Here is a 24,473-nt window from a genome sequence, read left to right as displayed (position 1 = left end):
GCGTTTATTTTTCTATGCTTGCTGTTAGCGGTTCGTTGTTATTTCTGATGTCGGTTCATAGTAAAAAACTGTTGTACCCGATTTTAAGGATTTTGTCTTTTTTAATTTGAAAGCAGTCCTGTCCTTTATTTGGTCAAACAATGGCAGTCCTTTTCCTTCTATGACAGGATGAATACAAATTTGAAATTCGTCTAAAAGATTACTGTTTAAAAGTTGAATAATCAAGCTTCGACTTCCTACAAAGATGTCTTTCCCTGATTGTTGTTTTAGTTCTAAAATTTCTTCGTTAAGTGTTCTGCTTGCAAGTTTTGCAGTTTCCCAGCCTGTGTCTTTTAATGTATTAGAGAAAACAAGTTTTTCAATTTTGTCTATTGAAATTGCAAAGTCATTCATTGATTTTTCGTCAGAAGGATTTTTTAATAATGTTTGCCAAAATTGCATGAGCTGGTAAGTTGTCCGCCCATATAATATTACTCCTGCATTATTCAACAAGTCAGCATAATGAAAATGTAGTTCCTCATCAGCAAAAAATCCAGCAGTATGGTCGCAAAACCCATCAAGCGTCATGTTTATTGCTGCAATTACTTTTCTCATATTCTAATTTTAGTTGTCTGTCTGTTTTACTTGGGTCGTCCGTTACAATGACCGCTGACATCCCTCAGCTACACGAGGTTTGGGAAAAGTAAGCTTTAATTTTCGGTTAAAGACTAACTTTGCAAGTACAAAACCAACTTTAAATTAAGTCTCAAGCTCGCCATATTGCCAAACCGCTGTTATAAGCCGTTTTTCTTTTATTTACTGATTTAACCAAGCATTTGTTTATTGATAATTTCAGCAACTACGCTTGTTCCAATGCTTGTCGCTGCGTCTAATACCCATTTTCCTCCTGTCAAAAGAGATTTAACTACTTTGTTACCATCTTTTATTTTTGTTGCTTCCTCTGCATTTGCAACTTCAGAAATTGCTAAATAGTGCTCAGGTAAAGATGCTCTTCCAATCAATGATTGTTTTAACTGCGAAAGCTCTGAACCTAGTAATTCATAATTAGTGTTGTCTGGTAATGAATAAGTTGTTTGATTAAAAATATTGTTGTTGGAACTTGAATTTGGCCCAACGGCTCCTGCTTGATTGATATTATATTGGTCTCTCATATTGTTTGTGATAAAATATTGTTCAACTTTCTCTCGTTCACTATTATTTAAAAAATGCTTCCATTCTTCTGGCTGTGTATAAAAGTCTTGTTGAAAGTCATCATTATATGAACTTTCTGCAAAACCATTACTATCATTCCTGAATTTGCAAATAATGTCAAAACTGAATGCTCCATACTTTGAAGCACATTGTAAATAAACTATGTATCTTGGTTGTTGCAGGTCTTTAAATACTGTTCTTCTATATTCTCTTCCATGAGAAAAGGGATCAAGAAGATGGATTTCCTGAGGCACTGCATTTTCGGGCAAATATAATGCGTAATAACTGACACTGTTTCTTTCAGTTGGAATATTCCTCCAAGTAGTTTTATATGTGAAAATGCCATCTGTTTCAAAGAAGTTGTTTTTAGTAATTCTTCTTGCTTGACATTTTGCAAAACCATTATTGAACTGTTTTTCGTACTTGGGATGCTGAAAATAAAATGGACTATTTCTAGGTTCGTCATAATCCGTCGGAAATGCAACCCATAGTTGACCTTTGTTGTCAGGCTCAAGAGTTAAAGATTTTGATGTTGCATTCCAATCAAGTTGCTCAACAACTACACTTTTTAAATTCATTTTTCGTTTTTTTTATAATCCTAGTAATGGTTTGATTACTTCAAAAATCCCTGAAGATGTTAAGCTAGTGAAGATTGGTAATCCAACATTTGAAATAAGAGACCCAATATTTAGAAGTTGTGGCTGAATATCTTTTTCTTTTTCTAGTTGCTTTATAGCATATTTCATTTCCATTTCGAAATCTTCTCTTATTGACGCATCAAGTTTTTCGATATCATTTTTTAGGATTGAAAAAAAATCTTTTACATCAGAAGAATTGTAGGTTATTATCTGTTTTTGAGAAGAATGATTTGAGTTTTGCTGAATTTGAATTGGCGCATGAACATCGCCAGTAGAAATTGTATAAGTTCCGACATTTGGTTTTTCTTCTTTTGATTCTATCCATTTTTCAATGATTTCCGCATAAGCTGGTTTACCATTTTTTGTACGTGGTAGAATTACATATTTTATTTGTGCTAAGAATTCTGACTGATTTCCTTCATAGCGCGATAATTGATAATCAAGAAAAAAGGAAACTTTATAAATTGGCTTAATTTGGTACATTGCAGCACGAAATTGTACATCATAATCCTCATCTTTTGCAGGTTTATATACCTTTTTGAGGTCTATATAACTATTGTCAAAAGAAACCACTTTATGTTCAGTTTTATCACCGAAAAATTTAATTTCGAATTCGTGAGGTTCAACACCTTCTTCAGCGATTGCGTAAAAATTTTTCATTATTATTTTTGTTAATATTTTGAATATCAGTTGTTTGTTTGTAACGTTTTATAAAACGGCTTATAACTTGTATCTAGACCTTATAAAATCAGACAAAGCTACCAAAAGCGCAGCAACGGATTGGTCTGAATAGTGTTAGTTTTTTTGTAATCATTTATATTCAAATATACTAAATTATAAGTCGTGAAGAGCGTTTGGTTTTTTGTGATAAAAAATTATTTTTTTATCAAATTATCACAATATAAAAACAACCCAACTACTTCAGTATTTTAAACAAAAAATCCTGTTTCAATGAAACAGGATTTTTTTATTAATTTGATATTACCTAAAATTATCCGTGATAAACTCTAGAAGAAATAATTTTTCCGTTTCTAACTTCTAGTACTTCTGCCACAAGCATATCGTCTTCGTTTGCGACTTGACGAATATACTCCATAAAAACCCTGTCGGAATTTGCCGTGAGCGATTTTACTTTATAATGCAAACTTGGCAACCTGTCGAAAGCGTCTTGCCACCAAGCTCTCATAGCTTCTTTACCAACAACCAAACCATTGGTTTCTGGCTGACGAATTTTTAATTTTGGGCTAAAATGTTCCGCTTCATCATCATAAAGCGCCAATAATTTTTCCAGTTCTTTGTTATTGAAGGTTTCAAACCAACGAAATGCTATAGATTGTAATTGTTCTGGTGTCATAAAATGTAGGTAAAAAAAATCCCGAGAGTTTCGGGATTTAAAATTATGTATTTTTTAAATTGATAATTTCTTGTTCAGTCAAGAAACGCCAATTTCCTCTTGGTAAATTCTTTTTAGTTAATCCTGCAAACGAAACTCTGTCTATACGAAGTACATCGTATTTGAAGCTTTCAAAAATAGCACGAACAACTTTTACGTTTGACGTTTTTAGTTTTAAGCCGATTTCGCTTTTAGGTTCGTTCTCTATGTAGCTTACGTCTTCTACAAAAACACGGTGACCATCTATTACCAATCCTTTGTTTATTTTTTCTAAATCTTCAAATTTTAAGTTTTTATCTAAAGAAACTTGGTATATTTTTGATGATTTCTGACTTGGCAAACTAAATTTACGAATCATATCCGTATCATTTGTAAACAATAACAAACCAGTTGTATTTTTGTCCATTCTTCCTACGGCAGCAATTTTTGCATTTGTAGAACCTCTTACCAGTTCTAAAACGTTACGATTTTCCTGACCTTCGTCGAAAGCAGTGGTAAAGTTTTTAGGTTTGTTTAGTAAGATATATTCTTTCTTTTCTGGTGTAAGTACCGATCCGTCGAAATTTACAACATCACCTGGTTTTACCATATAACCCATTTCGATAACCGGAATTCCGTTTACTTTTACGTTACCTGATTGTATGTAAATATCGGCATCACGACGCGAACACGCTCCTGAATTAGAAATGTATTTATTAAGACGTATTTCGTCTTTTACTTTTGGCCTTTTAGGTGCTTGATTTGGTTTTTTCTCTACTTTATTTGGGTCGACTACCTCAACTTTTGTTGTAGGTTTTACTTTTTTTGGACCTTGGGCACGCTTTGCCATCGCTGGTTTTGGCTTGTTAGAACTTGGACGAGTACTGTTTGGTCTCGCGCCACTTCCTTTTTTATTGCCTCCTGAATTATTCATAACTTCTGTATTTACTTCTTCTCTTGGGTCTTATGACCGCAAGTTTGCAAAGATAGTGTTTCTTTATTTGATAATGAAAAATGGGAGTTGATAGTTTCTTATTAGCCCAGATTACTTCACTTATTTTTTATTTTTATCTGAGTTCCGTGAACTTCGTTTGTAACGGAAATCCTTTTGTTTTTTCCTTTAAAAAACAAAAGATTGAAGTGTAAAGCTGGAAATAGCTCCTGAAAAATTATAGTTTTAGCAATGCTTTTCCGTTTATTAAAACCGAAGGATTTATAAGTATAATGCTAAAAACGCCAGCAACGATAAGGATTTTTAGCACAACATGAAGTTGTACATATTCGGGTTGTGTTTCGGATTTCCAGAGTTTGAGCAAGAAGAAAATTAGAATGATTAGACTGATATAAAAATAGAGATCCATATATCCTACGTCATATTTTTCAATCAATATATAAACTGGAATAATCGTCGAAATGGTTAAAATTGTGATGACTTGTTTGGAAATTCGCTCTCCGAAACGTACCGGAATAGTTTGGTAATTGTTTGCAATATCGCCTTTTATGTTTTCTAAATCTTTGACCATTTCGCGAATAAAAATGAGTAAAAAAAGAAACATGGCGTGTGCAAAAATTACGTGATAGAAATTTTTGAAATACAATAAAATACCAAAAAAAGGCAAGACTGCGAGTAACGAAGCCGTTATATTTCCAATAATTGGGTATTTTTTCAGTTTGTGAGAATAGAACCAAATTAGGAAAATATAAGTTGCAAAAAAGAATGCTGCGCGAAAGGAAATGATAAGCGCGAGTGCTGTTGCGAGAAAATTTAGCACGAAATAAACTTGTAATTTTGTGTGCTGACTAACCAATCTATCTAACTTAGTCTTGTTAGGTCGGTTGATTAAATCTTTTTCGGAATCGTAAAAATTATTGATGATATAACCCGACGCAATGGTTAGCGTTGATGCAAAAACGAGTAGAAACAAACGCCAATCTAAAATGACATCGAGTGCTCTTTTTTCGGGCGAAAGGATAAATATTGAGGATAAATATTGTGCTAAAAAAACTACTGGAATATTATAACCACGCACGACAGAAAACAAACTGAAGATTTTGATTAAGAGTAATTTTGATTTGCGTGTTAGCATTGTAAGTCGAAAGTTGTAAAGTCTTAAAACTGATAAACTACTTCCAATTTATAATCTTTTAGTGATGCTTTTGCTTTTTCTAAGTCTTGGGTAAATCCTAAAATATAACCACCACCGCCAGAACCACAAAGTTTTAAGTAGTAATCATTAGAATCGATACCGCGTTGCCAAAGTCCGTGAAACTGCTCTGGAATCATGGGTTTAAAATTATTTAAAACTACTTTTGATAATTTTTTAGTATTGGCAAACAATGATTTGATGTCACCACCTAAGAAATTTTCTACACAAGCATCGGTATGTTTTATAAACTGTGATTTTAGCATTTTTCGGAAGCCTTCTTCTTTTAAGCTTTCCATAAAAATATTTACCATTGGTGCTGTTTCTCCAACAATTCCTGAATCTAACAAGAAAACGGCTCCTTTTCCATCTAAACTTTGGGTAGGAATTCCTGTTGCTTCAATATTATCTTTAGAATTTATTAGAATTGGAATACTCAAATAGCTGTTTAAAGGATCTAAACCCGAGCTTTTTCCGTGGAAAAAGTTCTCCATTTGAGAAAAAATATTTTTAAGCATTAATAATTTTTCACGTGTCAGATTTTCTAAAACTGTGATTTTATTATTAGCATATTTATCATAAATTGCTGCAACTAAAGCGCCACTACTTCCTACTCCGTATCCTTGCGGAATACTAGAATCAAAGTACATTCCATTTTGAATATCGCTATTTAAACCGTCTAAATTGAAGGTTACTAATTCTGGTTGTTCTTCTTGTAAAGTTGCTAAATGCGAAGCCAATCTTTTTAGATTTTCGTTAGATTTTACAGCTTCAACCGAAGAATTTCCGTCGGATTTTAGCGCGCCATTATAAAAATTATAAGGAATAGACAATCCTTTCGAGTCACGAATAATTCCGTACTCTCCGAAAAGTAATATTTTTGAGTAAAATAATGGTCCTTTCATAAATTAATTGATAATTGACAATGAATAATTGATAATTATTTATTTTTTGACGTATTGATAATACTTGTTAGTATTTTCAATATTTCAACAATTTTATGTTTTATATTTTGAAATTCAATTTCAGATAAATATTTAGTTTCAAACAACAAATCTAACCAATATTCTGTTTCATTTGCTTCTTTCAACGAGATTGATAATTTGTGAATAAAATCTGCTTTACTTTGAGCGTGCTCAGCTTCTCTAATATTCGCTCCTATTGATGTTCCTGAACGGAGTATTTGTTTTGACAAAACAAACTCTTTCTTTTCAACCAAAACTTTATAAAGATAAACGATTTCTACTGCAAATTCAAAAGATTTTTCTTTAATCACATTTTTCTTCTCCATATTCATTATCAATTGTTAATTATCCATTATCAATTGACTCCCTAATCCAATTTCGTCACAAATGTACTGACCATTTTGACAATAGCCAACTAATTCGTCCTTAATAAATTGCAATACTTTTTCTTTTACATTTTCAGGATACAAAACATGAACATTGGCTCCAGCGTCTAACGTGAAACAAACCGGAATGTTGTTTTCGTTTCTAAATTTCCAGATTTTATTAATGATTTCTAATGTATTTGGTTTCATCAGAATAAAATATGGCATCGAAGTCATCATCATTGCGTGTAAAGTCAAGGCTTCGCTTTCAACAATTTTGATAAATTCATCTAGATTTCCGTTTTCTAAAACTGTTTTTATTTTAGATAAGTTTTCGTGCGCTTGCTCAAATCTTCTGTTAGCGTAAGGGTGATTGTGCATCAAATCATGCCCAACGGTACTCGAAACTTGCTTTTCTCCTTTGTCTACCAACAAAATTGTATCTTGGTAATTCTTGAAATCTTGATGAATTGTTGATGGAAATTCAACGCCAAACAAATCTGAACTTCCAGCAATTTCTACATGATTTCCCCAAGCTACAACGCTGCCTTTTACGCTTCGGCACGCACTTCCTGAACCTAAACGCGCCAAAAATGAGGCTTTCTGGTAAAAATATTCTTCGGTAATTGAAGGATTCAAAGCCTTTTCTAAACTCATAATATTCATCGCCAAAGCCGCCATTCCTGATGCAGACGAAGCGATTCCTGAGCTGTGCGGAAAAGTATTTTGAGTATCAATCGTGAAATGAAATTCTTTTAGAAACGGACAATACACTTCAATTCTTTCAAAAAACTTTTGAATTTTAGGTTTAAAATCTTCTTTTGGTTTTCCTTCAAATAGTAAATCGAATGAGAAACCACTATCATTATTCCTTTTAACAAAAGCTAATTTTGTAATTGTTTTGCAATTATTCAACGTGAAACTTATTGATGGATTCGCCGGAATCTGGTTTTCTTTCTTTCCCCAATATTTTACCAAGGCAATATTACTGGGTGCACTCCATTGAAAGCTTCCATTATCTATCGTAATCGGTTGATTTTGTATTAAAAAATTCTTTTCTAAAATCATATTTTAAAATTTAAGCAAAGATACTTTTTTTAACAATTCTTTGTTTTTTAAAATAGTTTATTATTAATTTGTAATGAAAATTTATCAACAAACTCCCTTGAAAAAAGCAGATTTAACCAAAATAATTATTTCAATTTCAGTTTGCGTATTAGTTGGATTCTTGTCTAGCTTAGCAACGCAATCATCTGTAGACAGTTGGTTTTTGACTTTAGAAAAACCTTTTTTTCATCCACCAAGTTGGATTTTCGCTCCTGTTTGGATAGTTTTATACATTCTAATGGGTTATAGTTTTGCTATTATTTGGAGTAATAAAAGTCAAAGTAGAAGAAGTAGAGAAATCATTAAAAAAGCAATGTTCATTTTTGGTATTCAACTATTATTAAATGCTTTATGGTCTATTTTATTCTTCAAATTATGCAATCCTTTCCTAGCTTTAATAGAAATTTCATTGCTTTGGTTAATGATTTTTGAAACCATAAAAGCTTTTAATAAAATAGATAATTTTGCTTCAAAATTACTTTTACCTTATTTAGTTTGGGTGAGTTTTGCTACTGTTTTAAACGGAAGTATTTGGTATTTAAACTCTTAATTTTCAAGAACTGAATTTGCTACAATAAACCCGCTTGTCCAAGCATTTTGAAAATTGAATCCACCAGTAATTGCATCGATATTTACAATTTCGCCAGCAAAATAGAGACTTGGCAAGACTTTACTTTCCATAGTTTTAAAATTTATTTCTTTTAAATCTATTCCACCAGCCGTTACAAATTCTTCTTTGAAAGTACTTTTCCCATTCACTTGAAAATCAGCATTTGTGAGTTGATTAGTCAAATTAGTAAGTTGATTTTTCGTCAAATCCGCCCATTTTGATTCTGCATCTATTTGTGAAGCTAAAACAATACTTTCCCACAATCTATTTGGCAAATCAAATGGTGATTTTTTAGAAACTGCTTTTTTGGAATGCTCGAGTTTTAATTCTCTTAAAATTGTTGCTGTTTCTTCGAATGTTTTATCATTTAACCAATTAACTACAATGGCGAACTGGTATTTTTTGTCAGCCAATTCTCTGGCTCCCCAAGCAGAAAGCCTTAAAATTCCTGGCCCAGACATTCCCCAATGCGTAATAAGTAATGGTCCGGAAGCTTCGAGCTTTGAATTTTTAACTTTCACTGAAGCTACTGCCGAAAGTCCCATTAAATCTTTAATTCTCGCATCTTTAATATTAAAAGTAAATAAGGACGGAACGGGCTCGACAACTGAATGTCCTAAGTTTTGAAGCATTTCCCATATTTTAGGATTGCTTCCTGTGGTCATTATTATTTTTTTGCAAGCAAATGTTTCGTGATTGGTTTCTACTTTCCAATAATCTTCGCTTTTGAAAATAGATTGTACACTTTGACCCGTCAATACGTCTATTCCTAGCTTTTTTGTAGCTGCAAGAAAACAATCGATTATGGTTTGTGATGAATTTGATACAGGAAACATGCGTCCATCGTCTTCAATTTTGAGTTCGACTCCGTGTTTTTCGAACCAATCAATCGTATCTCCAGAGCAAAACTGATGAAAAGGTCCACGAAGTTCTTTTTCACCACGAGGATAAAATTTGACTAAATCATTTGGCACAAAACAAGCGTGCGTCACATTACAACGACCACCACCAGAAATCCTGACTTTGGTTAGCACTTCTTGTCCACGTTCGAGAATGCAAACTTTAGTTTTTGGGTTATTTTCGACAATATTTATGGCTGCAAAAAATCCTGCAGCACCACCGCCTACTATAATTATATCGTATTTTGAATTCATTATATTTTATCTGGAAAATCGGAAATTATTGCATCGACATGCAATGATTTGGCAAAGGTAATATCTTCTGGCGAATTTACTGTCCAAGTATGAATTTGAAATCCTTCATTATGCATCAATTTTACATTTTCAGAATTCAGTAATTTAAAATATGGATTTATGCTAAATGCTTTAATTTCTCTAGCAAAAGTTAATGCTTTTTCGATTGAGTCTTCGGTTAAAACGCCTATTTTAATTTGATTATTTGTTTGTGAAACAACTTCTAAATCAGTCCAAAGAAAACTAGAAATCATAAAACTATTGTAATTCCAATTCTTTTCAGAAACCTGTTTTTCTATTAAAGTTATTACTTTTCCGACTGAATCATTACTTTTTAGTTCGATATTCACGAAAAAATGATGATTCATCAAATCTAAAACTTCGGTTAATGTTGGAATTCCGAATTGCTTTAATTCTAAGGAAGTGAAGTTTTTTACCAAACCATTTCCGCTTGTAGTTCTATCGATAGTTTCGTCGTGAATAACCATAATTTCTCCGTCGGAACTTAAATGTACGTCGAGTTCGATTCCGTCAACTTTTAGTTCTATTGCTTTTTGAAAAGAAGCCAAAGTGTTTTCGGCAACATATCCTTTTGCTCCGCGATGTCCTATTTTTAGCATAAGTTTATTCTGCAATTAGAATTTTATATTCCCAAGGATTGAAATTCATTTTCTGATTCTTTACAAATTCATTTTTTGTACCTAACATATAATCGGTAAAAACTCCTTCGATTGGAACTATAAATGATTTGTTTGTTTTTGATAGATTACCTATAAAAATAACTTTTTTGTCGTTTTTCTCTCTTTCGAAAGCAAGAATGTCAACATCATTTGAAGTTAACAAACGATTGTAAGAAGCTGGATTTTTTCCGCCATTTAAAGCTTCATTTTCGGTTTTTAGCTTGCCTAATTTCTCATAAATAGACATCATATTTCCAACCGTATAAGGAATCGTATCTTTTTCGTACAAGGGTAATCTTTTGTTCGAATCGTATTCTTGTCCACTATAAATTAATGGCATTCCTGGCATTACATAAGTAAGCGCAGCAAAGGTTTCGGTGGCATTTCCTAATCTTTCATATTCGGTTCCGTTCCAGAAATTTTCATCATGATTGGACGTAAAATTCATATTTATATCATCTTTTTGATACAACGAATCATTCTTTTTCATCAAATTATCAAAATCTTTTGCGGTCTTTTCACCTTTTACAATTTCATTAAAAATATAATGAGATTCCCAACCATATTGCATATCAAAAGCGTTTACCATCAGCTTAGGTTTTTGCGCTTGCATTAACATGAATATGGGTTTGATTTTATTTAATTCGGCTCTTGTATTTTCCCAAAAATCTGTTGGAATTTCGGCAGCTAAATCACAACGGAAACCATCAATATTATAGGTTGTGAGCCAATATTTCATTTCATCAAACATAGCCTTGCGAAGATTTGGATTATTGTAATCTAACTCCGCAACGTCTTTCCATCCATAAGGCGACATTATATTTCCTTCTTTGTCATGCGTGTAATATTCTGGATGTTGCGTGATCCAAGCGTGATCCCAAGCAGTACGGTTGGCAACCCAGTCTAAAATGATGTAAATTCCGTTTTTGTGGGCTGTTTTTATAAGTTTTAGTAAGTCAGCTTTTGTACCAAAATCAGGATTTATACTTCTGTAATTTTTTACGGAATAAGGATTTCCGAGATATTTTTGCTTTTCTATCGAATCGGTAATATCATCGACAGATAAATCTATTTTTGCTTTTCGATTCTTAATTCCAATTTCGTTAATTGGCATAAGCCAAAGGATTTTTATGCCTAACTTTTTAAGTTTAGGAATGTCTTTGGTAAACGCATTAAAAGTTCCTTCGGGCGAATATTGACGAATATTTGCTTCGTAAATAACTCCATTTTCAGCCATTTCTGATGATATTGGAGTTATTTCTATTTTTTTTTCTGCTGTGATTTTTGATTCTTCTTTTTTACAATTGATAAAAAAAGAAAAAAGGAATATCGCTATAAATATTTTTTTCATGCTAACCTTGATTTTGTCTTTTGAATAAGAATGTCAAAAATACAATTTAATCATAACAAAAAAATTTCTGAATATCTTAAAAACAAAAATGGCCACGAAAAACGCGACCATTCTTTAATTTTATAGATAAAGATTAGTTTCCTTGCTCGTCATCAATATAAGTTTTGTTTCCGTTTTTATTGATATAGTATCTTCCACCGCGTGGTCCAGTAAAAACTTTCTTTCCATTATACTCACCTGTTACTTTGTCTGTTGTATTAGGATTTGCTTTTTCAGTTGAAACTCTTTCTTTTTTAGCAACGGTTTTTGTTGTTTTCGCTTTAACTTCTTTTGCAGGTTTAGCTACTTTTTCTTCAGTAGCTTTTTTAGTTTTGGTTTTTGCCTTATTAGATTCGTCTTTTACTTTGGCATCAACTTTATTTACTTCGGCTTTTGCTTTGCCTTTTGTAGCTTTTATTGGGGTTTCCTTTTTAGCTTTAACATCTTCTGCTTTTTTTGCTTTAGCAGCTTCTTTTTTAGCATCGGCTTTTTCTTTTGTTGCAGCTTTTTTAGCTTCTGCTTTTTCTTTTTTAAGCGCTTCTTTTTTAGCAGCTGCCTTTTCTTTAGCCTTTGCTGCTTTTTCAGTTTTTGCTTTTTGAGCCGCTGTTTCTGTTTCTTGAGCAAAAAAGCTGTTTGAAAAAACAAAAACCATACATAACAATAAGATTTTTTTCATGATTTGATAAATTTTTATAGTTTGATTATTTAAAATTAGTATTTTTTTTACAAAAAGCATGCCTAAACTTAAAAATAAGCTCTTAATTGGATATTTCCCGTGTGAATTGTATTTGTTGTTTCACTTTTTCTTCCCAAATAATTAATGTTAATATCTAAATATTCCGTAAGATTTTTTTGTAACAACAAGCGCCAAGTCATATTTTTTCCGGGTTGTAATCCTTCTAACATTTGGAAAGCGACTGGCGAAAATTCGTCTCCAATAAATTTATTATCAAACCATGAGAACTCGCCGTTCATCGTTAATTTCTTTTCGCTTGAAAAACTAAATGAAGTACCAAATTTGTTTTGCCTTAATGATTCGTTATCACCTAATTTATTCTCTTTGTTTTGTCTTTCGTAAAAAATATCCAAACTGGCATTTTTAGAAAACAAATACGAAATTTTAGGTTCTAACTGATTGCCTTTTATTTCGAAATTTCTACTAGCATAATTCTCGGAATTGTTGCTGGTTTCAGATATTTTTCCCGACAACGTAAACAACCAATATTTTTTTAACAAATGGTCGTATTGCAACTGATGCGATGCATTTTTCGCTTCTTGTTCTCCCGAAGATTGCAAATTTTTCAACTTATTTGTAATAAAAGTATAAGTTACCGAGTGGTTTTGTTTACCTCGATTGTAAAACAAACTGTTGCGAATACTCGAATTTAATCCCAATAAATTTTCGTTATTTGTTGAAAACGGATTCAAATCGAAATTGTCATTTTCTCGTTTTATTTTTCTTTCTATCAAATACGATGATTGATTATAAAAATAAGACAACAATTTCTTAAATCCTGTCGAATTTTGCCATTGCATTGGACTTAAAGTGAGCGATTGCGAGAATTTATTTTGATGTGTTTTGATAAAAATCTGATTCGGTAAAAATATTTTCACGTACTTCGCTTGATCCTGAAAAGCCGCAATTTCAAACTCTTGAATTTCCTGAATTCCGTTACCGTTATAATCATTCCAAGCATAAATTCCTTTTCCAGGATCTACTTCGAGAAAACTAAATTCTTGTTGCGGAATCGTTCCTGAAGTCGTTTCGTATGCTGTTGTCGTTTGTATTAATTGATTAAAAAACTTGTCGTTGTACAATAATCTTGAGTTTAACGAAGGTTCATTTCCACGAACAATATCTTCAAATTTTAGGTTTCTATAATTGATAAAAACCGATAAATCACTTTTCTCCGTTTGTATTAGTTTCGATTTTAAATAATAGGATTGCGAAGAATTTACACGTTTTAATAAGCCCAATTGCAAACTATCATTTACACGATTTAGATAACCTAATTCGACAAAAACTTTGGTAGAATCGCCTCTTCCTATAAATGCACCATATTCAGAAAAACGTTGACTGAGATTAGAAAACTGATTGGTCAATTTTACTTTTTCTTGGTTATTTTCAAACCTGAAACTTCCGCCAACCCAGTTTTTATTAAAATGGTATTTTGTTTGAGTTTGGTTTCTAATAAACTTAGAAGTTGAAATGTTTCCATCACTATTTAGAAAACTTCCATCGTTAGAAAATAGCCAATTTTTATGTTTGTAATAACCCGAAATTACCTGTCTATTTCCTGAAAAACTTTCTGAGAAATCTAATTTTTCGAACTGATATTTCCAATTAGATTTTCCTGCCAAAGAAAACAATAGTCCTGATGTAACCAAACTTTGGTTTCCTAACGGATTTGACAAGTTCCAATCTCGATCAAATTCGATAGTAAATAATCTTTCGATGGTTTTGAAATTTTTTTGAATCAGTTGATAATTCCCAAAGAGATCGACTTGCCATTTTTTAGACAATAATCGTTGTTTGAAATTTAATTTTCCTGCTAAACCTTGATTCTCATTATCATCAATTCCTGAAAAAAGGTTTTTATCATTGTTGCTAATTCCGACTTCAAAATCGACAGTTGTTTTTTCGCTAGGATTGTATTTTCCTAAAACAGTAGCAATTTGAATTTTTGTTGGCGCAATTAGTCTAATTATTGGTTCATAATTTCCTTGCGGAATCCCAGCAATTGGCGCAACATATTTGAAAACTCTTCCGTTTGTAATGGTGTTCGAAACAATATAATTTCCTTGGTTATTGCCTACAAAACTAAACTTTACGCTATATAAAACATCGAGCGAATTAGTAGAATATTCGAAAGTTTCTTCTAAACCTACCATTACTTTTTTGTACAAAATTTTGTTATCGGAATACGTGTCAAGTATTGCTGACGATGCATTCATCGCATTTTGATTATCACCAGCTGCGGCTAATATTTGCGCTTGTTCTGGCGATAAATTTTGTTGTAATGACTGATTTTTCACATCGTTTTCAGAATACAAGTAACCGCCCAAACTCCATTTTTCTTGTTCGTGATTTGCGCCAACATAAGTTACAAATCTTGTATAATTTCTGTCGGAAAACTGGTATTCAATAGTAATTCTCATTTCGGAAGTAATCGGAAAAAGTGAAGTAAAAATAATTTCTCCGGCATTATAATCGATTGTATATTGATTGTTTTCGCCTCGTTTTAGTAAAATTCCGTTTACATAAACTCGTTCTGAACCTGAAATGACCAAAATATACAATTCTCCATTTGGCCCTTTTAGTTTGTATGGCCCTTGATTTCCTTCTTGTCCTACAAAATTACTTTTTGCATATTGTCCACGAACAATCGCTCCAGAGGCATAAATTTCGGTTTTCTTTTCGGGTGTTCCCAAGGTAAATTGGGTTGACAAACCTTGTACTTTTTTGTTAAAATTTAGAAATCTGGATCTCCTGTTTTCTAAAAATAAATCTCCTGCACGGATGCTCCATTTGTCTGAAAAAAGTTCAATAAAAATTTGATCAAATTCGTCTAATTTTTGAGAATACCCGCCTTCTTGCAAAGGAATATTACTGTCTTGAATAGAAGCTCGCAAGCTTATTTTATCCGATAATTTACCTGTAATTTGAAGGTCTAAATTTGAGTTTACTGATGTGTTTTGGTTGTTTCCAACAGTTATTCCTCGCGAAATACTTCCTGTAGTTGTAAGTCCTTCTAATGGTGTAAATTTCTTGAAACCATCATTAGAAACTCTATATAAATTCCCCTGACCGTTATCGTTATTTACCACTCGGCTTTTGTCGTAAATGGTGTATTCTTTGGTTAAATATTCTGGAAATTTTAAATAACGGACGGTTAGTGTATCGGTAGTTTTGTAATTATTTTTGAAAGTTAAAATTCCTTTTGAAAAATTTACTTTATAAAAACTAGTGTCAATAGCTTCGCCTTTGGCATCGAGCAATTTAAAAAAACTAGCATTTATACTTGTGCTATCAATTTGAATTGAATCTCGAGAAACAAGTATTTTCTTTGATTTGTATGGGGTTTTGATTTCTTGAGCGTAAAGCCCAGAAAAACCAAAAAATACAATCAAAAAAATCAGCTTTTTAAACATACTTATATAATGACAACATTACAAAAGTAGTGTATTATTTAAAAACTATTCTTTGGTCACAATTTGCATCGTTTCTCTACTCATTTGTTTTAGCAAAACAGTCTTGTTTTTTTCGACCATTTGAAATGCTTTTTCGTCGAAATGTCTTATCGTATAAAGTGATACATTTTCGTTGTATGACAATTTGAACTTTTTAGATAATGTTTTTTTCAATTCATTAAAATTACCAAATTTATCTTCTAAACAAATCGAAAAACTAATGGCTGAGTTTTGTATTAAACTCACTTTTATCTTGTGCTGATGCAATAAAGCAAAAATTTCGCTGATATTTTCTTCCATGATAAATGAAAAATCTATCGAAGAAAGCGACAATAATAATTGGTTTTTTTTGACAATAAAACAAGGTAATTTCGGTTCTAAATCTTCCCCTTTAGAAACTGAAGTTCCAGCCAGCAAAGGATTTATAAACGATTTTACATACAATGGAATTTCTTTTTTCTGTAAAGGTTGTAATGTTTTTGGATGAATGACACTGGCACCATAAAAAGCCAATTCGATGGCTTCGCGATACGAAATTTGATTAAGCAAAGTTGCGTTTTCGAAATAACGAGGATCGGCATTCATCACGCCTGGAACATCTTTCCAAATAGTAACACTGTCGGCATTAAGGCAATAGGCAAAAATGGCTGCGGTATAATCCGAACCTTCGCGTCCTAATGTTGTGGTAAATCCGTTTTCGTCGGCACCAATGAATCCTTGTGTGATAAAAAGCGACTTCTTTTTGGCAATTTTTGAAATATTTTTTTGAGTAATTTCCCAATTTACCTCAGCATCACGATAGGTATTGTCGGTTTTTATATACGAACGAACATCTAACCATTGTGTGTTAATGTTTCTAAAATTCATGTAATGGCTCAAGATTGTGGTCGAAATTATTTCTCCAAAACTTACGATTTGATCGTACACAAAATTATAATTTGGCGATTTGTTACTGCGTAAAAAATATTCTAAATCTGCAAAATGATCATTTACATCTAGAAAAACTTCGCTTTCTTCGTCATCAAATAAATCTAAAAGAATTTGATTGTGGTATTTTTTTACTTCTTGAACAGAAGCATTCAAATCTGGAGATTTATCGAAATAATTTTTAATAACGACTTCTAAAGCGTTGGTTGTTTTTCCCATTGCCGAAACCACGAGTAAAACTTCTTCGTAACCTACTTTTTGTAAAACGTCGAAAACATTTTTTATACCATCGGCATCTTTTACTGATGCTCCACCAAATTTGAATATTCTCATTTCAGATTTTAGATTTTAGATTTTAGATTTTAGATTTTTAGTCTGAAATACTAAAAGCTATTGTTTGTTTTAATCTATTTATTTAGGGTTTCATTTTGCGTTAGGGATAGTAGTGAAAATCCTTTTTTTCGTCAGTTCGAGTTCCTCGCTTTTTTGCGAGGAGTATCGAGAACAAGAAAAAAAGATTGTAACGTATAGCCCGACCCTTGTGGTAACGCCCAAATTTATTATTTATTTTTTTGCTAAAAAAGCATTTATTCCTGCTTCGTCCATATTGACAACGCGCCAATCTTCGAGTAATTTTGCACCAGATTTGTTATAAAAATCTATAGCTGGCGTATTCCAATCGAGTACGTTCCATTCTATTCGGCGCACGTTGTCTTTTTTCCCTTGTGCCATAATTTCAGCATACAAAGCGTATCCAGCACCTGTTCCTCGACTCTTTTCTTTAACGATTAAATCTTCTAGATGAATGGTTTTTCCTTTCCAAGTCGAATATCGGTAATAATACAAAGCCATGCCAATGATTTCGTTTTCAACTTCTGCAATAAAAGTATAAAAAAGTGGATTTTCACTAAAACCATCTCGAACTAAATCGGCAACAGTTACAACAACAGCATCGGGTTCTTTTTCAAAAATAGCCAGCTCTTTTATTAAATCTAAAACAGCTGGCATGTCATTTTTTTCTCCTTTTCTAATAATCATACCTTACTTTTTCTTCTTAGCAACTGTTTTTGCTTTTGCTTTGACTTGTTTTACATACGGTTTGTATAATCCGTCAGCTTGAGCTCTTGCTTTTGCATTTTCAGCTCTTTGTTTTGGGTCAGGATGAGAACTCATCATTCTTGTGATGAATGACGAATCTGTTCCTTCCCCCATTTTTGCTAAAATAGAAAAAGCAGATTCAACTGCATTTACATTATACTTATTACGTTTCATGAAATCATACGAATAAGTATCGGCATCCGTTTCTTGTTGTCTGCTGTGACTATTATTCATCAAGGCTTTTCCAATATTTCCTATTTGACCTTCAGTTACAGCCGCAACTTTATCTGATTGAGAACCAGCAGCATCTAGCAAAGCTTCTTTTTTATAAGCCGCTTTTATTGCATCTCTAGAATCGTGATTGGCAACGTGACCTATTTCGTGACCTATTACAGCAAGGATTTCGTTGTCGTCCATGATATCCATAAGTCCAGAAAATACACGAACACTTCCGTCAGCCGTGGCAAATGCATTTACATCTTTTAGCTTATATACTTTGTAGTTAAGCGCTAATCCGTTTTCGGCTTTGTGTTTACCAAATAATTTATTTAACCTTATTGTATAAGCGTCTTTTGGTCCTGCAACTGGATTTTCTTTGTCCATTTTATCTACTGCTTCTTTCGATAATTTTGCAGCATCTTCATCGCTAAAAGTAAATCCGGCGTATCCTTTTTGCAAAGCTCCTAACGCTTTTTCTCCTAAATTTATTTGTGCATTTGCATCAGATAATCCGAAAATAGCTACGAATAGTGCTAAAAATATTGATTTCATATTCATGATTTTTATTGATTTTATTTACAACAAATATAAAATAACTTTAGCACAATTTTCTTTCTATCTAAATACTATTTTCAAAAATTATAATCGATATTTGCATAAACAACTACATTAATCTAGAAATGGAAGAACGCAACAAAACATTAGGTGAGTTTATTATCGAAAATCAACAGTCATTTCAGTATTCATCGGGAGAATTATCTCGAATAATCAATTCGATTAGACTAGCCGCAAAAGTGGTAAACTATAAAGTAAATAAAGCAGGATTAGTAGATATTGTTGGCGCTGCAGGTGAGCAAAACATACAAGGTGAAGACCAACAAAAATTAGATGTTTATGCTAATGAAGTTTTCATTCAAACCTTAATAAATCGTGAAATCGTTTGCGGAATTGCTTCCGAAGAAAACGACGATTTTATTACAGTTGCTGGTTCAGATAACAGTCATAATAATAAATATGTGGTTTTGATGGATCCACTTGATGGTTCTTCAAATATTGATGTTAATGTTTCGGTAGGAACCATTTTCTCTGTTTTTAGAAGAATTACTCCAGTAGGAACTCCAGTTACACTTGAAGATTTCTTACAACCAGGTATAAACCAAGTTGCTGCAGGTTATGTTATTTACGGTACTTCGACCATGTTAGTTTACACAACTGGCGATGGCGTAAACGGATTTACATTAAACCCAGCTATTGGAACTTTTTATCTTTCGCACCCAAACATGAAATATTCGAAAGACGGGAATATCTATTCGATGAATGAAGGGAATTATGTTCATTTTCCGCAAGGAGTGAAAAATTACATTAAATATTGCCAATCGGAAGAAGGTGATCGTCCGTATACTTCTAGATATATTGGAAGTTTGGTTTCCGATTTTCATAGAAATATGATTAAAGGTGGAATTTATATTTATCCTACAAGTTCGAAAGCACCAAAAGGAAAATTGCGTTTGCTTTACGAATGTAGCCCGATGGCATTTATTGCAGAACAAGCAGGAGGAAAAGCTTCTGATGGTTACAACCGCATCATGGAGATTCAGCCTACAGAATTGCACCAACGTGTTCCCTTTTTCTGTGGAAGCTACAACATGGTCGAAAAAGCAGAAGAATTTATGGCAAATGCCAAATAAAAAATCTCAGTTATTTATATAAAAAAAACCCTTCATTTCTGAAGGGTTTTTTGTTGGCCCACAAGGACTCGAACCTTGAACGACTGCACCAAAAACAGTTGTGTTACCATTACACCATGGGCCAGTAACCTTACAATAATTCCTTATTGCGAGTGCAAATTTACTACAATATTTATTTTCTGCAAGGTTTTAGTCAAAAAAAATTAAATTTTTATTTTTAACCTTTTCTTTAGATAAAAAAATAGTTTCTTTGTAAGGTAATATTTATACCAAAAAATTTATGTCTTTCAATTTCAATAAATGGAATACAGCCCTTGGTTGGCTTACTTTTTTTATCTCACTTATCGTTTATTCACTTACTGTAGAACCTACAATGAGTTTTTGGGATTGTGGCGAATATATTGCAACAGCAGCAAAGCTAGAAGTTGGTCATCCGCCAGGAGCACCTTTGTTTCAAATGATTGGCGCATTTTTCGCCATGTTTGCTATCGACAATCAGCATATTGCATTAATGGTCAATATGATGTCGGTATTTTCGAGCGCTTTTACCATTTTGTTTTTATTTTGGTCAACCTCAATTATTTTAAGAAAAGTAGTTTCTGGATTTGCAGAAATCAATAAAGCCAATTCGATTGTTATTTTAGGAAGCTCGTTTGTAGGTTCTTTAGCTTTTACTTTCTCCGATAGTTTCTGGTATAATGCGGTCGAAGCCGAAGTTTACGCCATGGCAACGGTACTTATTGCACTCCTTTTTTGGCTCGGATTACGTTGGGAAGAAGAAATGCATACCGAACGTGGCAACAAATGGTTGCTCATAATCTCATTAGTAGTCGGATTGTCTTTTGGTGTTCACTTCATGGCATTACTAACCATTCCTTCAATTGGATTCTTATATTATTTTAAAAATTACAAAAATATTACTGTAAAAAGTTTCATCATCGCCAATATTGTTGTCGTTGCCGTTTTGTTATTTATATTCAAATTATTATTGCCTTGGACAATGACTTTCTTTGGTACTGCCGAAGTTTTTATGGTAAATAGCTTAGGATTGCCTTTCGATTCGGGAACAATATTTGTCACCTTACTTCTTATTGCATTCTTCTATTTTGGATTAAAATACACTCGAGCAAAAGGAAAAGTGCTTTACAATACCTTACTCCTTTGTGTATTATTTATCATGTTAGGTTTTTCTACATGGATGATGTTGCCTATTCGTGCCAATGCAAATACACCTATTAACGAAAACAAACCATCAGATGCGCGTGAGGTTTTAGCCTATTATAATCGTGAACAATACGGTGTAAATCCTTTGTTTTACGGACCTCAGTTTTCCGATGCTTATGCAGGATTAGATGAAGACAATCCGTACACGGACGAAAAACCAAATTACGAACGTGATTACAAAAAAGGTGAATATGTTATTGTAAATAATTATAAAAACGGAGTTCAAAATAGCGACGACAATCAGAAAGCTATTTTACCAAGAATGTGGAGTACCGATCACGCAGAAAACTACATGAAGTTTACAAATGTGTTAAATTTTAGCATCAAAGAAGAGTATTCGGAAGAACAAGAACTCACCGATATTGTGGCCGAATTTAGAGCCGCTTATGCTTCTGGAAAACTAGAAATAGAAGATTACGAAAAATTCCTAAAAGCTTACGGTCAGTATCTTAATATAGAAAAACCAACAACTGTCGACAATTTAACATTTATGGTTCAGTACCAATTTGGGTATATGTATTGGAGGTATTTAATGTGGAATTTCGTTGGAAGACAAAACGACAAACAAGGAGAATACACTTCTTTAGACGGAAATTGGCTAAGCGGAATTAATTTTCTAGACAATATAAGATTGGGTTCTCAGGAAAATCTTCCAGCAGAATGGAAAAACAACAAAGGCAGAAATACTTATTTCTTCCTACCATTTATCATCGGACTTATCGGGTTTTTCTTTCATCTAAAAAAAGATATTAAGAGTTTTTATGTTGTTTTAGCACTGTTTTTATTTACAGGTTTAGCACTTAAAGTTTACCTTAACGAACGCCCTTTCGAACCTCGTGAACGAGATTATGCACTTGTAGGTTCCTTTTATGTATTTGCCATCTGGATAGGAATTGGCGTATATGCTATTTTCGACTTCCTAAAATCATACATTACGCCTAAAATTGCGGCTCCAGTAGCTATTACAGCGTGTCTTTTTGCTGCGCCAATACTTATGGCAACTCAAAACTGGGACGATCATGACCGTTCTGGAAAATATACGGCAGTTTCATCGGCAAGAGCCTATCTAGATTCTTGCGACAAAAATGCGCTGTTATTTACCATTGGCGATAACGATACATTCCCAATCTGGTATTTACAAGAAATTGAAGGCTACAGAACCGATGTTCGTATTGTAAACACTAGTTTATTAATGACTGACTGGTATATAGACCAAATGAAAGCCAAAGCTTACGAATCTGAACCAGTTCCTATTTCATTCTCACACAAAGATTATGTTGATGGAAAACGTGATTACTTAGTTTTTGATCAAAAAACGGATGCAAGACTCGATGTAAAAGAATTTTTCGATTTTGTTTCTAGCGATGATCCAAGAACATTAATCGAGATGAAAAACGGTCAGATGATTCAGTTTTATCCAAGTAATAAAATTAGAATTCCTGTCGATAAAAACACCGTCATAGCAAACAAGGTTGTAAGTCCAAAATACAACGATTCGATTGTTCCTCATATTGATGTTGATATAAAAGGTGACGCTTTATACAAAAACCGACTCATCATGTTAGACATTGTGAGAAACAACAATTGGAAACGCCCTATTTACTTTTCTCCAGGAGCTTTTGCTGACGAAGATTACATTTGGATGAAAGAATACTTACAACTAAACGGAATGGTGTACAAACTCGTTCCTGTAAAAACAGCAATAGACAAAGAAGCATCAGGTTTTGATATGGGAAGCATCGATGCCGATAAAATGTACGACATCATGATGAAATTAGATTGGGGTAATGGTGAAAGCACAAAAATATACCACGATCCTGAAACCAGAAAAAACAGTATTTCGTACCGTACTAATTTAACAAGGTTGATGAATCAGCTCATTGCCGAAGGAAAAAATGATAAAGCTAAAAAAATAATCGAATTAGCACTTACTAAACTTCCGTTAGATTATTATGCGTATTATAGCATGGTAGATCCTTTTGCCGATGGCTATTATAAACTAGGCGAAACACAAAAAGCACGTACTTTGCTCAAACAATTAGAAGCAAAATACCAAGACGAACTAAAATATTTTAGCCAAACAAAAGCTAGCGAGCAAAACGAAAATGCTATCGATATTATTACCAATATAGAAAGATACAGAGGTTTGTTACTTATTATGAAAGACAATAAAGACACTGCTTTTTACAACGAACAAAAAGCAATATTCAATAGCTACAACAAACGTTTTGACCGTTTTGGCAGAGATATGGAATAGATCATTAAACTTATTAGATTATTATAAAAATGCAGTTATTGTAAAAAATAACTGCATTTTTTTTGTATGTTCGTGTGTTATAATAACAATCTAGATGTTACTGGTAAGTATCTATCGAAACATGACGAGAAAATATAATTTAATTAACAGATAATAATAAATGCTAAAAGCTGAACTCGATACAATTATAAAATCTTTTCCTTTAATTTTTATTATCCTCACTACTCTTGGATACATTCACCTTCAATCTTATTATTACTTTTTTGATATAGAGATAATTAATTATTTAGAAATATCTGAAATCCCATTACTATTCTTTAACAAGGCTATACTAATTATTTTATTAATATTAGTAATTATAACCATTTCATATTTTGTCGATGACAAAATATCAAAAGAAGAAAATGAAATAGAAAGATATAATTTAGAAAGATTGAAACATGAAATCTCAAAACCTAAAAGTTTTATACATAATAATTTAGGATGGATTATAATTTTTATTCTTATTATTTATATAATTATTAACCTAATTTTTAAAAATTACATAGGATTGATTTATCCCATAGGTTATATAATATGCGCCTTAATATATATATTATCAGAAAAAACAATCTTAAAAACACTTGTAAAAAATCACAATACTTTTTCTTCTTTTATTATTTACTTAGGTTTCATCTCACTTATTTTATTTAATCTATCTACAATATCAAATTCTATAGAGAAAGGATATAGATTAAGATATGAAAATGAGCAATCTAAATTAATATTTTTCACATATGATGAAAAAGTTATTGAAACAAATAATAAAATAATATACATAGGAGAAACAAAAAAAAACCTATTCTTATTTGACAAAGAAAAAGATGAAACTCTAATATTTAAAACGGATAAAATTGATAATTTTAAGTTTCGTCAAAGATAATTGTCAAAATGTTTTCAAATAAAAATAATAACAAATATGAATTTATATCAATAAATTAAAACATAAAACATTTAAAATAAACACAGACAATTAAACCTGCTGGCAACAGCTCCTACAACGTCCAAACCCTAAACCCATGAATTTCTATTGGATAAAAACACCTCAAATCATCAAACGATTATTTAGTAATCAGGTTTGGGATATTCCTAATACCGAAAACAAAATTTATCTCACTTTCGATGATGGCCAACACCAAGCTAAATGTCATGTGAGATTTTTGTGAAAAATTTGT

Annotated in this window: 22 protein-coding genes and 1 tRNA gene; 5 read left to right on the top strand and 18 right to left on the bottom strand. The window is 32.3% G+C overall.

The genetic code is table 11. The annotated features are described in order from the left end of the window. Positions 1-24 precede the first annotated feature (24 nt). The 9 genes from BM053_RS06745 to BM053_RS06705 all read right to left on the bottom strand — a co-directional run bounded on the left by BM053_RS06745 (position 25) and on the right by BM053_RS06705 (position 7,743). On the bottom strand, positions 25-594 hold the full coding sequence (locus tag BM053_RS06745) for a dihydrofolate reductase family protein (RefSeq protein WP_091475419.1): 570 nt from the start codon (positions 592-594) through the stop codon (positions 25-27). 209 nt (positions 595-803) lie between these two features. Next, complete coding sequence (locus tag BM053_RS06740) at positions 804-1,769, bottom strand: hypothetical protein (RefSeq protein ID WP_091475417.1); 966 nt, start codon at positions 1,767-1,769, stop codon at positions 804-806. Positions 1,770-1,781: 12 nt separating this feature from the next. Next, positions 1,782-2,489: a hypothetical protein gene (locus tag BM053_RS06735; protein ID WP_091475415.1), complete on the bottom strand. Its 708-nt coding sequence runs from the start codon at positions 2,487-2,489 to the stop codon at positions 1,782-1,784. Positions 2,490-2,820: 331 nt separating this feature from the next. Continuing rightward, positions 2,821-3,183 carry a nuclear transport factor 2 family protein gene (locus BM053_RS06730; RefSeq protein WP_091475412.1) on the bottom strand — a complete coding sequence of 121 codons (363 nt, stop codon included), beginning with the start codon at positions 3,181-3,183 and terminating at the stop codon, positions 2,821-2,823. Positions 3,184-3,226: 43 nt separating this feature from the next. After that, positions 3,227-4,135 carry a pseudouridine synthase gene (locus BM053_RS06725; RefSeq protein WP_091475409.1) on the bottom strand — a complete coding sequence of 303 codons (909 nt, stop codon included), beginning with the start codon at positions 4,133-4,135 and terminating at the stop codon, positions 3,227-3,229. A gap of 235 nt (positions 4,136-4,370) precedes the next feature. Next, the gene (locus tag BM053_RS06720) at positions 4,371-5,288 is read right to left on the bottom strand and encodes a geranylgeranylglycerol-phosphate geranylgeranyltransferase (protein ID WP_091475407.1); all 918 of its coding nucleotides are present in this window, start codon (positions 5,286-5,288) and stop codon (positions 4,371-4,373) included. Positions 5,289-5,311: 23 nt separating this feature from the next. Beyond that, positions 5,312-6,250: a mevalonate kinase family protein gene (locus BM053_RS06715; RefSeq protein WP_091475405.1), complete on the bottom strand. Its 939-nt coding sequence runs from the start codon at positions 6,248-6,250 to the stop codon at positions 5,312-5,314. A gap of 35 nt (positions 6,251-6,285) precedes the next feature. Beyond that, positions 6,286-6,636 (bottom strand): four helix bundle protein, encoded by a 351-nt coding sequence (locus BM053_RS06710; RefSeq protein WP_208600944.1) that lies wholly within the window; start codon positions 6,634-6,636, stop codon positions 6,286-6,288. A gap of 15 nt (positions 6,637-6,651) precedes the next feature. Further along, a complete protein-coding gene (locus tag BM053_RS06705; protein WP_091475401.1) occupies positions 6,652-7,743 on the bottom strand; it encodes a diphosphomevalonate decarboxylase in 1,092 nt (363 codons plus the stop codon). Between the two features lie 97 nt (positions 7,744-7,840). Between BM053_RS06705 and BM053_RS06700 the strand changes: the two genes are divergently transcribed. Further along, positions 7,841-8,332 carry a TspO/MBR family protein gene (locus tag BM053_RS06700; protein ID WP_091475642.1) on the top strand — a complete coding sequence of 164 codons (492 nt, stop codon included), beginning with the start codon at positions 7,841-7,843 and terminating at the stop codon, positions 8,330-8,332. On the opposite strand, the gene BM053_RS06695 is transcribed toward BM053_RS06700, so the two are convergent. From BM053_RS06695 to BM053_RS06660, 8 genes are all read right to left on the bottom strand, one after another. Beyond that, positions 8,329-9,546: a BaiN/RdsA family NAD(P)/FAD-dependent oxidoreductase gene (locus tag BM053_RS06695; RefSeq protein ID WP_091475399.1), complete on the bottom strand. Its 1,218-nt coding sequence runs from the start codon at positions 9,544-9,546 to the stop codon at positions 8,329-8,331. The genes BM053_RS06700 and BM053_RS06695 overlap by 4 nt on opposite strands. Continuing rightward, positions 9,546-10,205 carry a glycerophosphodiester phosphodiesterase gene (locus BM053_RS06690; RefSeq protein ID WP_091475397.1) on the bottom strand — a complete coding sequence of 220 codons (660 nt, stop codon included), beginning with the start codon at positions 10,203-10,205 and terminating at the stop codon, positions 9,546-9,548. Before BM053_RS06690 ends, BM053_RS06695 begins: the two co-directional genes overlap by 1 nt. Positions 10,206-10,209: 4 nt before the next feature. After that, positions 10,210-11,616 carry an alpha-amylase family glycosyl hydrolase gene (locus tag BM053_RS06685; RefSeq protein ID WP_167357311.1) on the bottom strand — a complete coding sequence of 469 codons (1,407 nt, stop codon included), beginning with the start codon at positions 11,614-11,616 and terminating at the stop codon, positions 10,210-10,212. Positions 11,617-11,749: 133 nt separating this feature from the next. Beyond that, positions 11,750-12,331, bottom strand: a complete 582-nt coding sequence (locus tag BM053_RS06680) for a hypothetical protein (RefSeq protein ID WP_091475638.1) — start codon at positions 12,329-12,331, stop codon at positions 11,750-11,752. 68 nt (positions 12,332-12,399) lie between these two features. Next, entirely contained in the window at positions 12,400-15,807 is a 3,408-nt protein-coding gene (locus BM053_RS06675) for a hypothetical protein (RefSeq protein ID WP_091475395.1), read from the bottom strand. 45 nt (positions 15,808-15,852) lie between these two features. Beyond that, entirely contained in the window at positions 15,853-17,106 is a 1,254-nt protein-coding gene (locus BM053_RS06670; protein ID WP_091475393.1) for an aspartate kinase, read from the bottom strand. A 231-nt stretch (positions 17,107-17,337) separates the two neighbouring features. Continuing rightward, a complete protein-coding gene (locus BM053_RS06665) occupies positions 17,338-17,811 on the bottom strand; it encodes a GNAT family N-acetyltransferase (RefSeq protein ID WP_091475391.1) in 474 nt (157 codons plus the stop codon). A 3-nt stretch (positions 17,812-17,814) separates the two neighbouring features. After that, a complete protein-coding gene (locus BM053_RS06660; protein ID WP_091475389.1) occupies positions 17,815-18,648 on the bottom strand; it encodes a M48 family metalloprotease in 834 nt (277 codons plus the stop codon). A gap of 122 nt (positions 18,649-18,770) precedes the next feature. Between BM053_RS06660 and fbp the strand changes: the two genes are divergently transcribed. Further along, the gene (gene fbp, locus BM053_RS06655; RefSeq protein ID WP_091475388.1) at positions 18,771-19,778 is read left to right on the top strand and encodes a class 1 fructose-bisphosphatase; all 1,008 of its coding nucleotides are present in this window, start codon (positions 18,771-18,773) and stop codon (positions 19,776-19,778) included. Positions 19,779-19,831: 53 nt separating this feature from the next. On the opposite strand, the gene BM053_RS06650 is transcribed toward fbp, so the two are convergent. Next, positions 19,832-19,902: transfer RNA gene (locus BM053_RS06650), tRNA-Gln, on the bottom strand. 156 nt (positions 19,903-20,058) lie between these two features. Here BM053_RS06650 and BM053_RS06645 point away from each other — a divergent pair. The 3 genes from BM053_RS06645 (at position 20,059) to BM053_RS12115 (ending at position 24,464) form a co-directional block, all read left to right on the top strand. Beyond that, the gene (locus tag BM053_RS06645) at positions 20,059-23,259 is read left to right on the top strand and encodes a glycosyltransferase family 117 protein (protein WP_091475386.1); all 3,201 of its coding nucleotides are present in this window, start codon (positions 20,059-20,061) and stop codon (positions 23,257-23,259) included. 160 nt (positions 23,260-23,419) lie between these two features. Beyond that, positions 23,420-24,181, top strand: coding sequence for a hypothetical protein (locus tag BM053_RS06640; RefSeq protein ID WP_091475384.1), 762 nt, complete (start codon positions 23,420-23,422; stop codon positions 24,179-24,181). A gap of 136 nt (positions 24,182-24,317) precedes the next feature. Next, on the top strand, positions 24,318-24,464 hold the full coding sequence (locus BM053_RS12115; RefSeq protein WP_394332545.1) for a hypothetical protein: 147 nt from the start codon (positions 24,318-24,320) through the stop codon (positions 24,462-24,464). The last annotated feature ends 9 nt before the right edge of the window (positions 24,465-24,473 follow it).

This window comes from Flavobacterium swingsii, from assembly GCF_900111965.1.
Lineage (GTDB): Bacteria > Bacteroidota > Bacteroidia > Flavobacteriales > Flavobacteriaceae > Flavobacterium > Flavobacterium swingsii.
The sequence above is the reverse complement of the archived record's forward strand: the minus strand, read 5'-3'. Positions and strand labels throughout refer to the sequence as shown.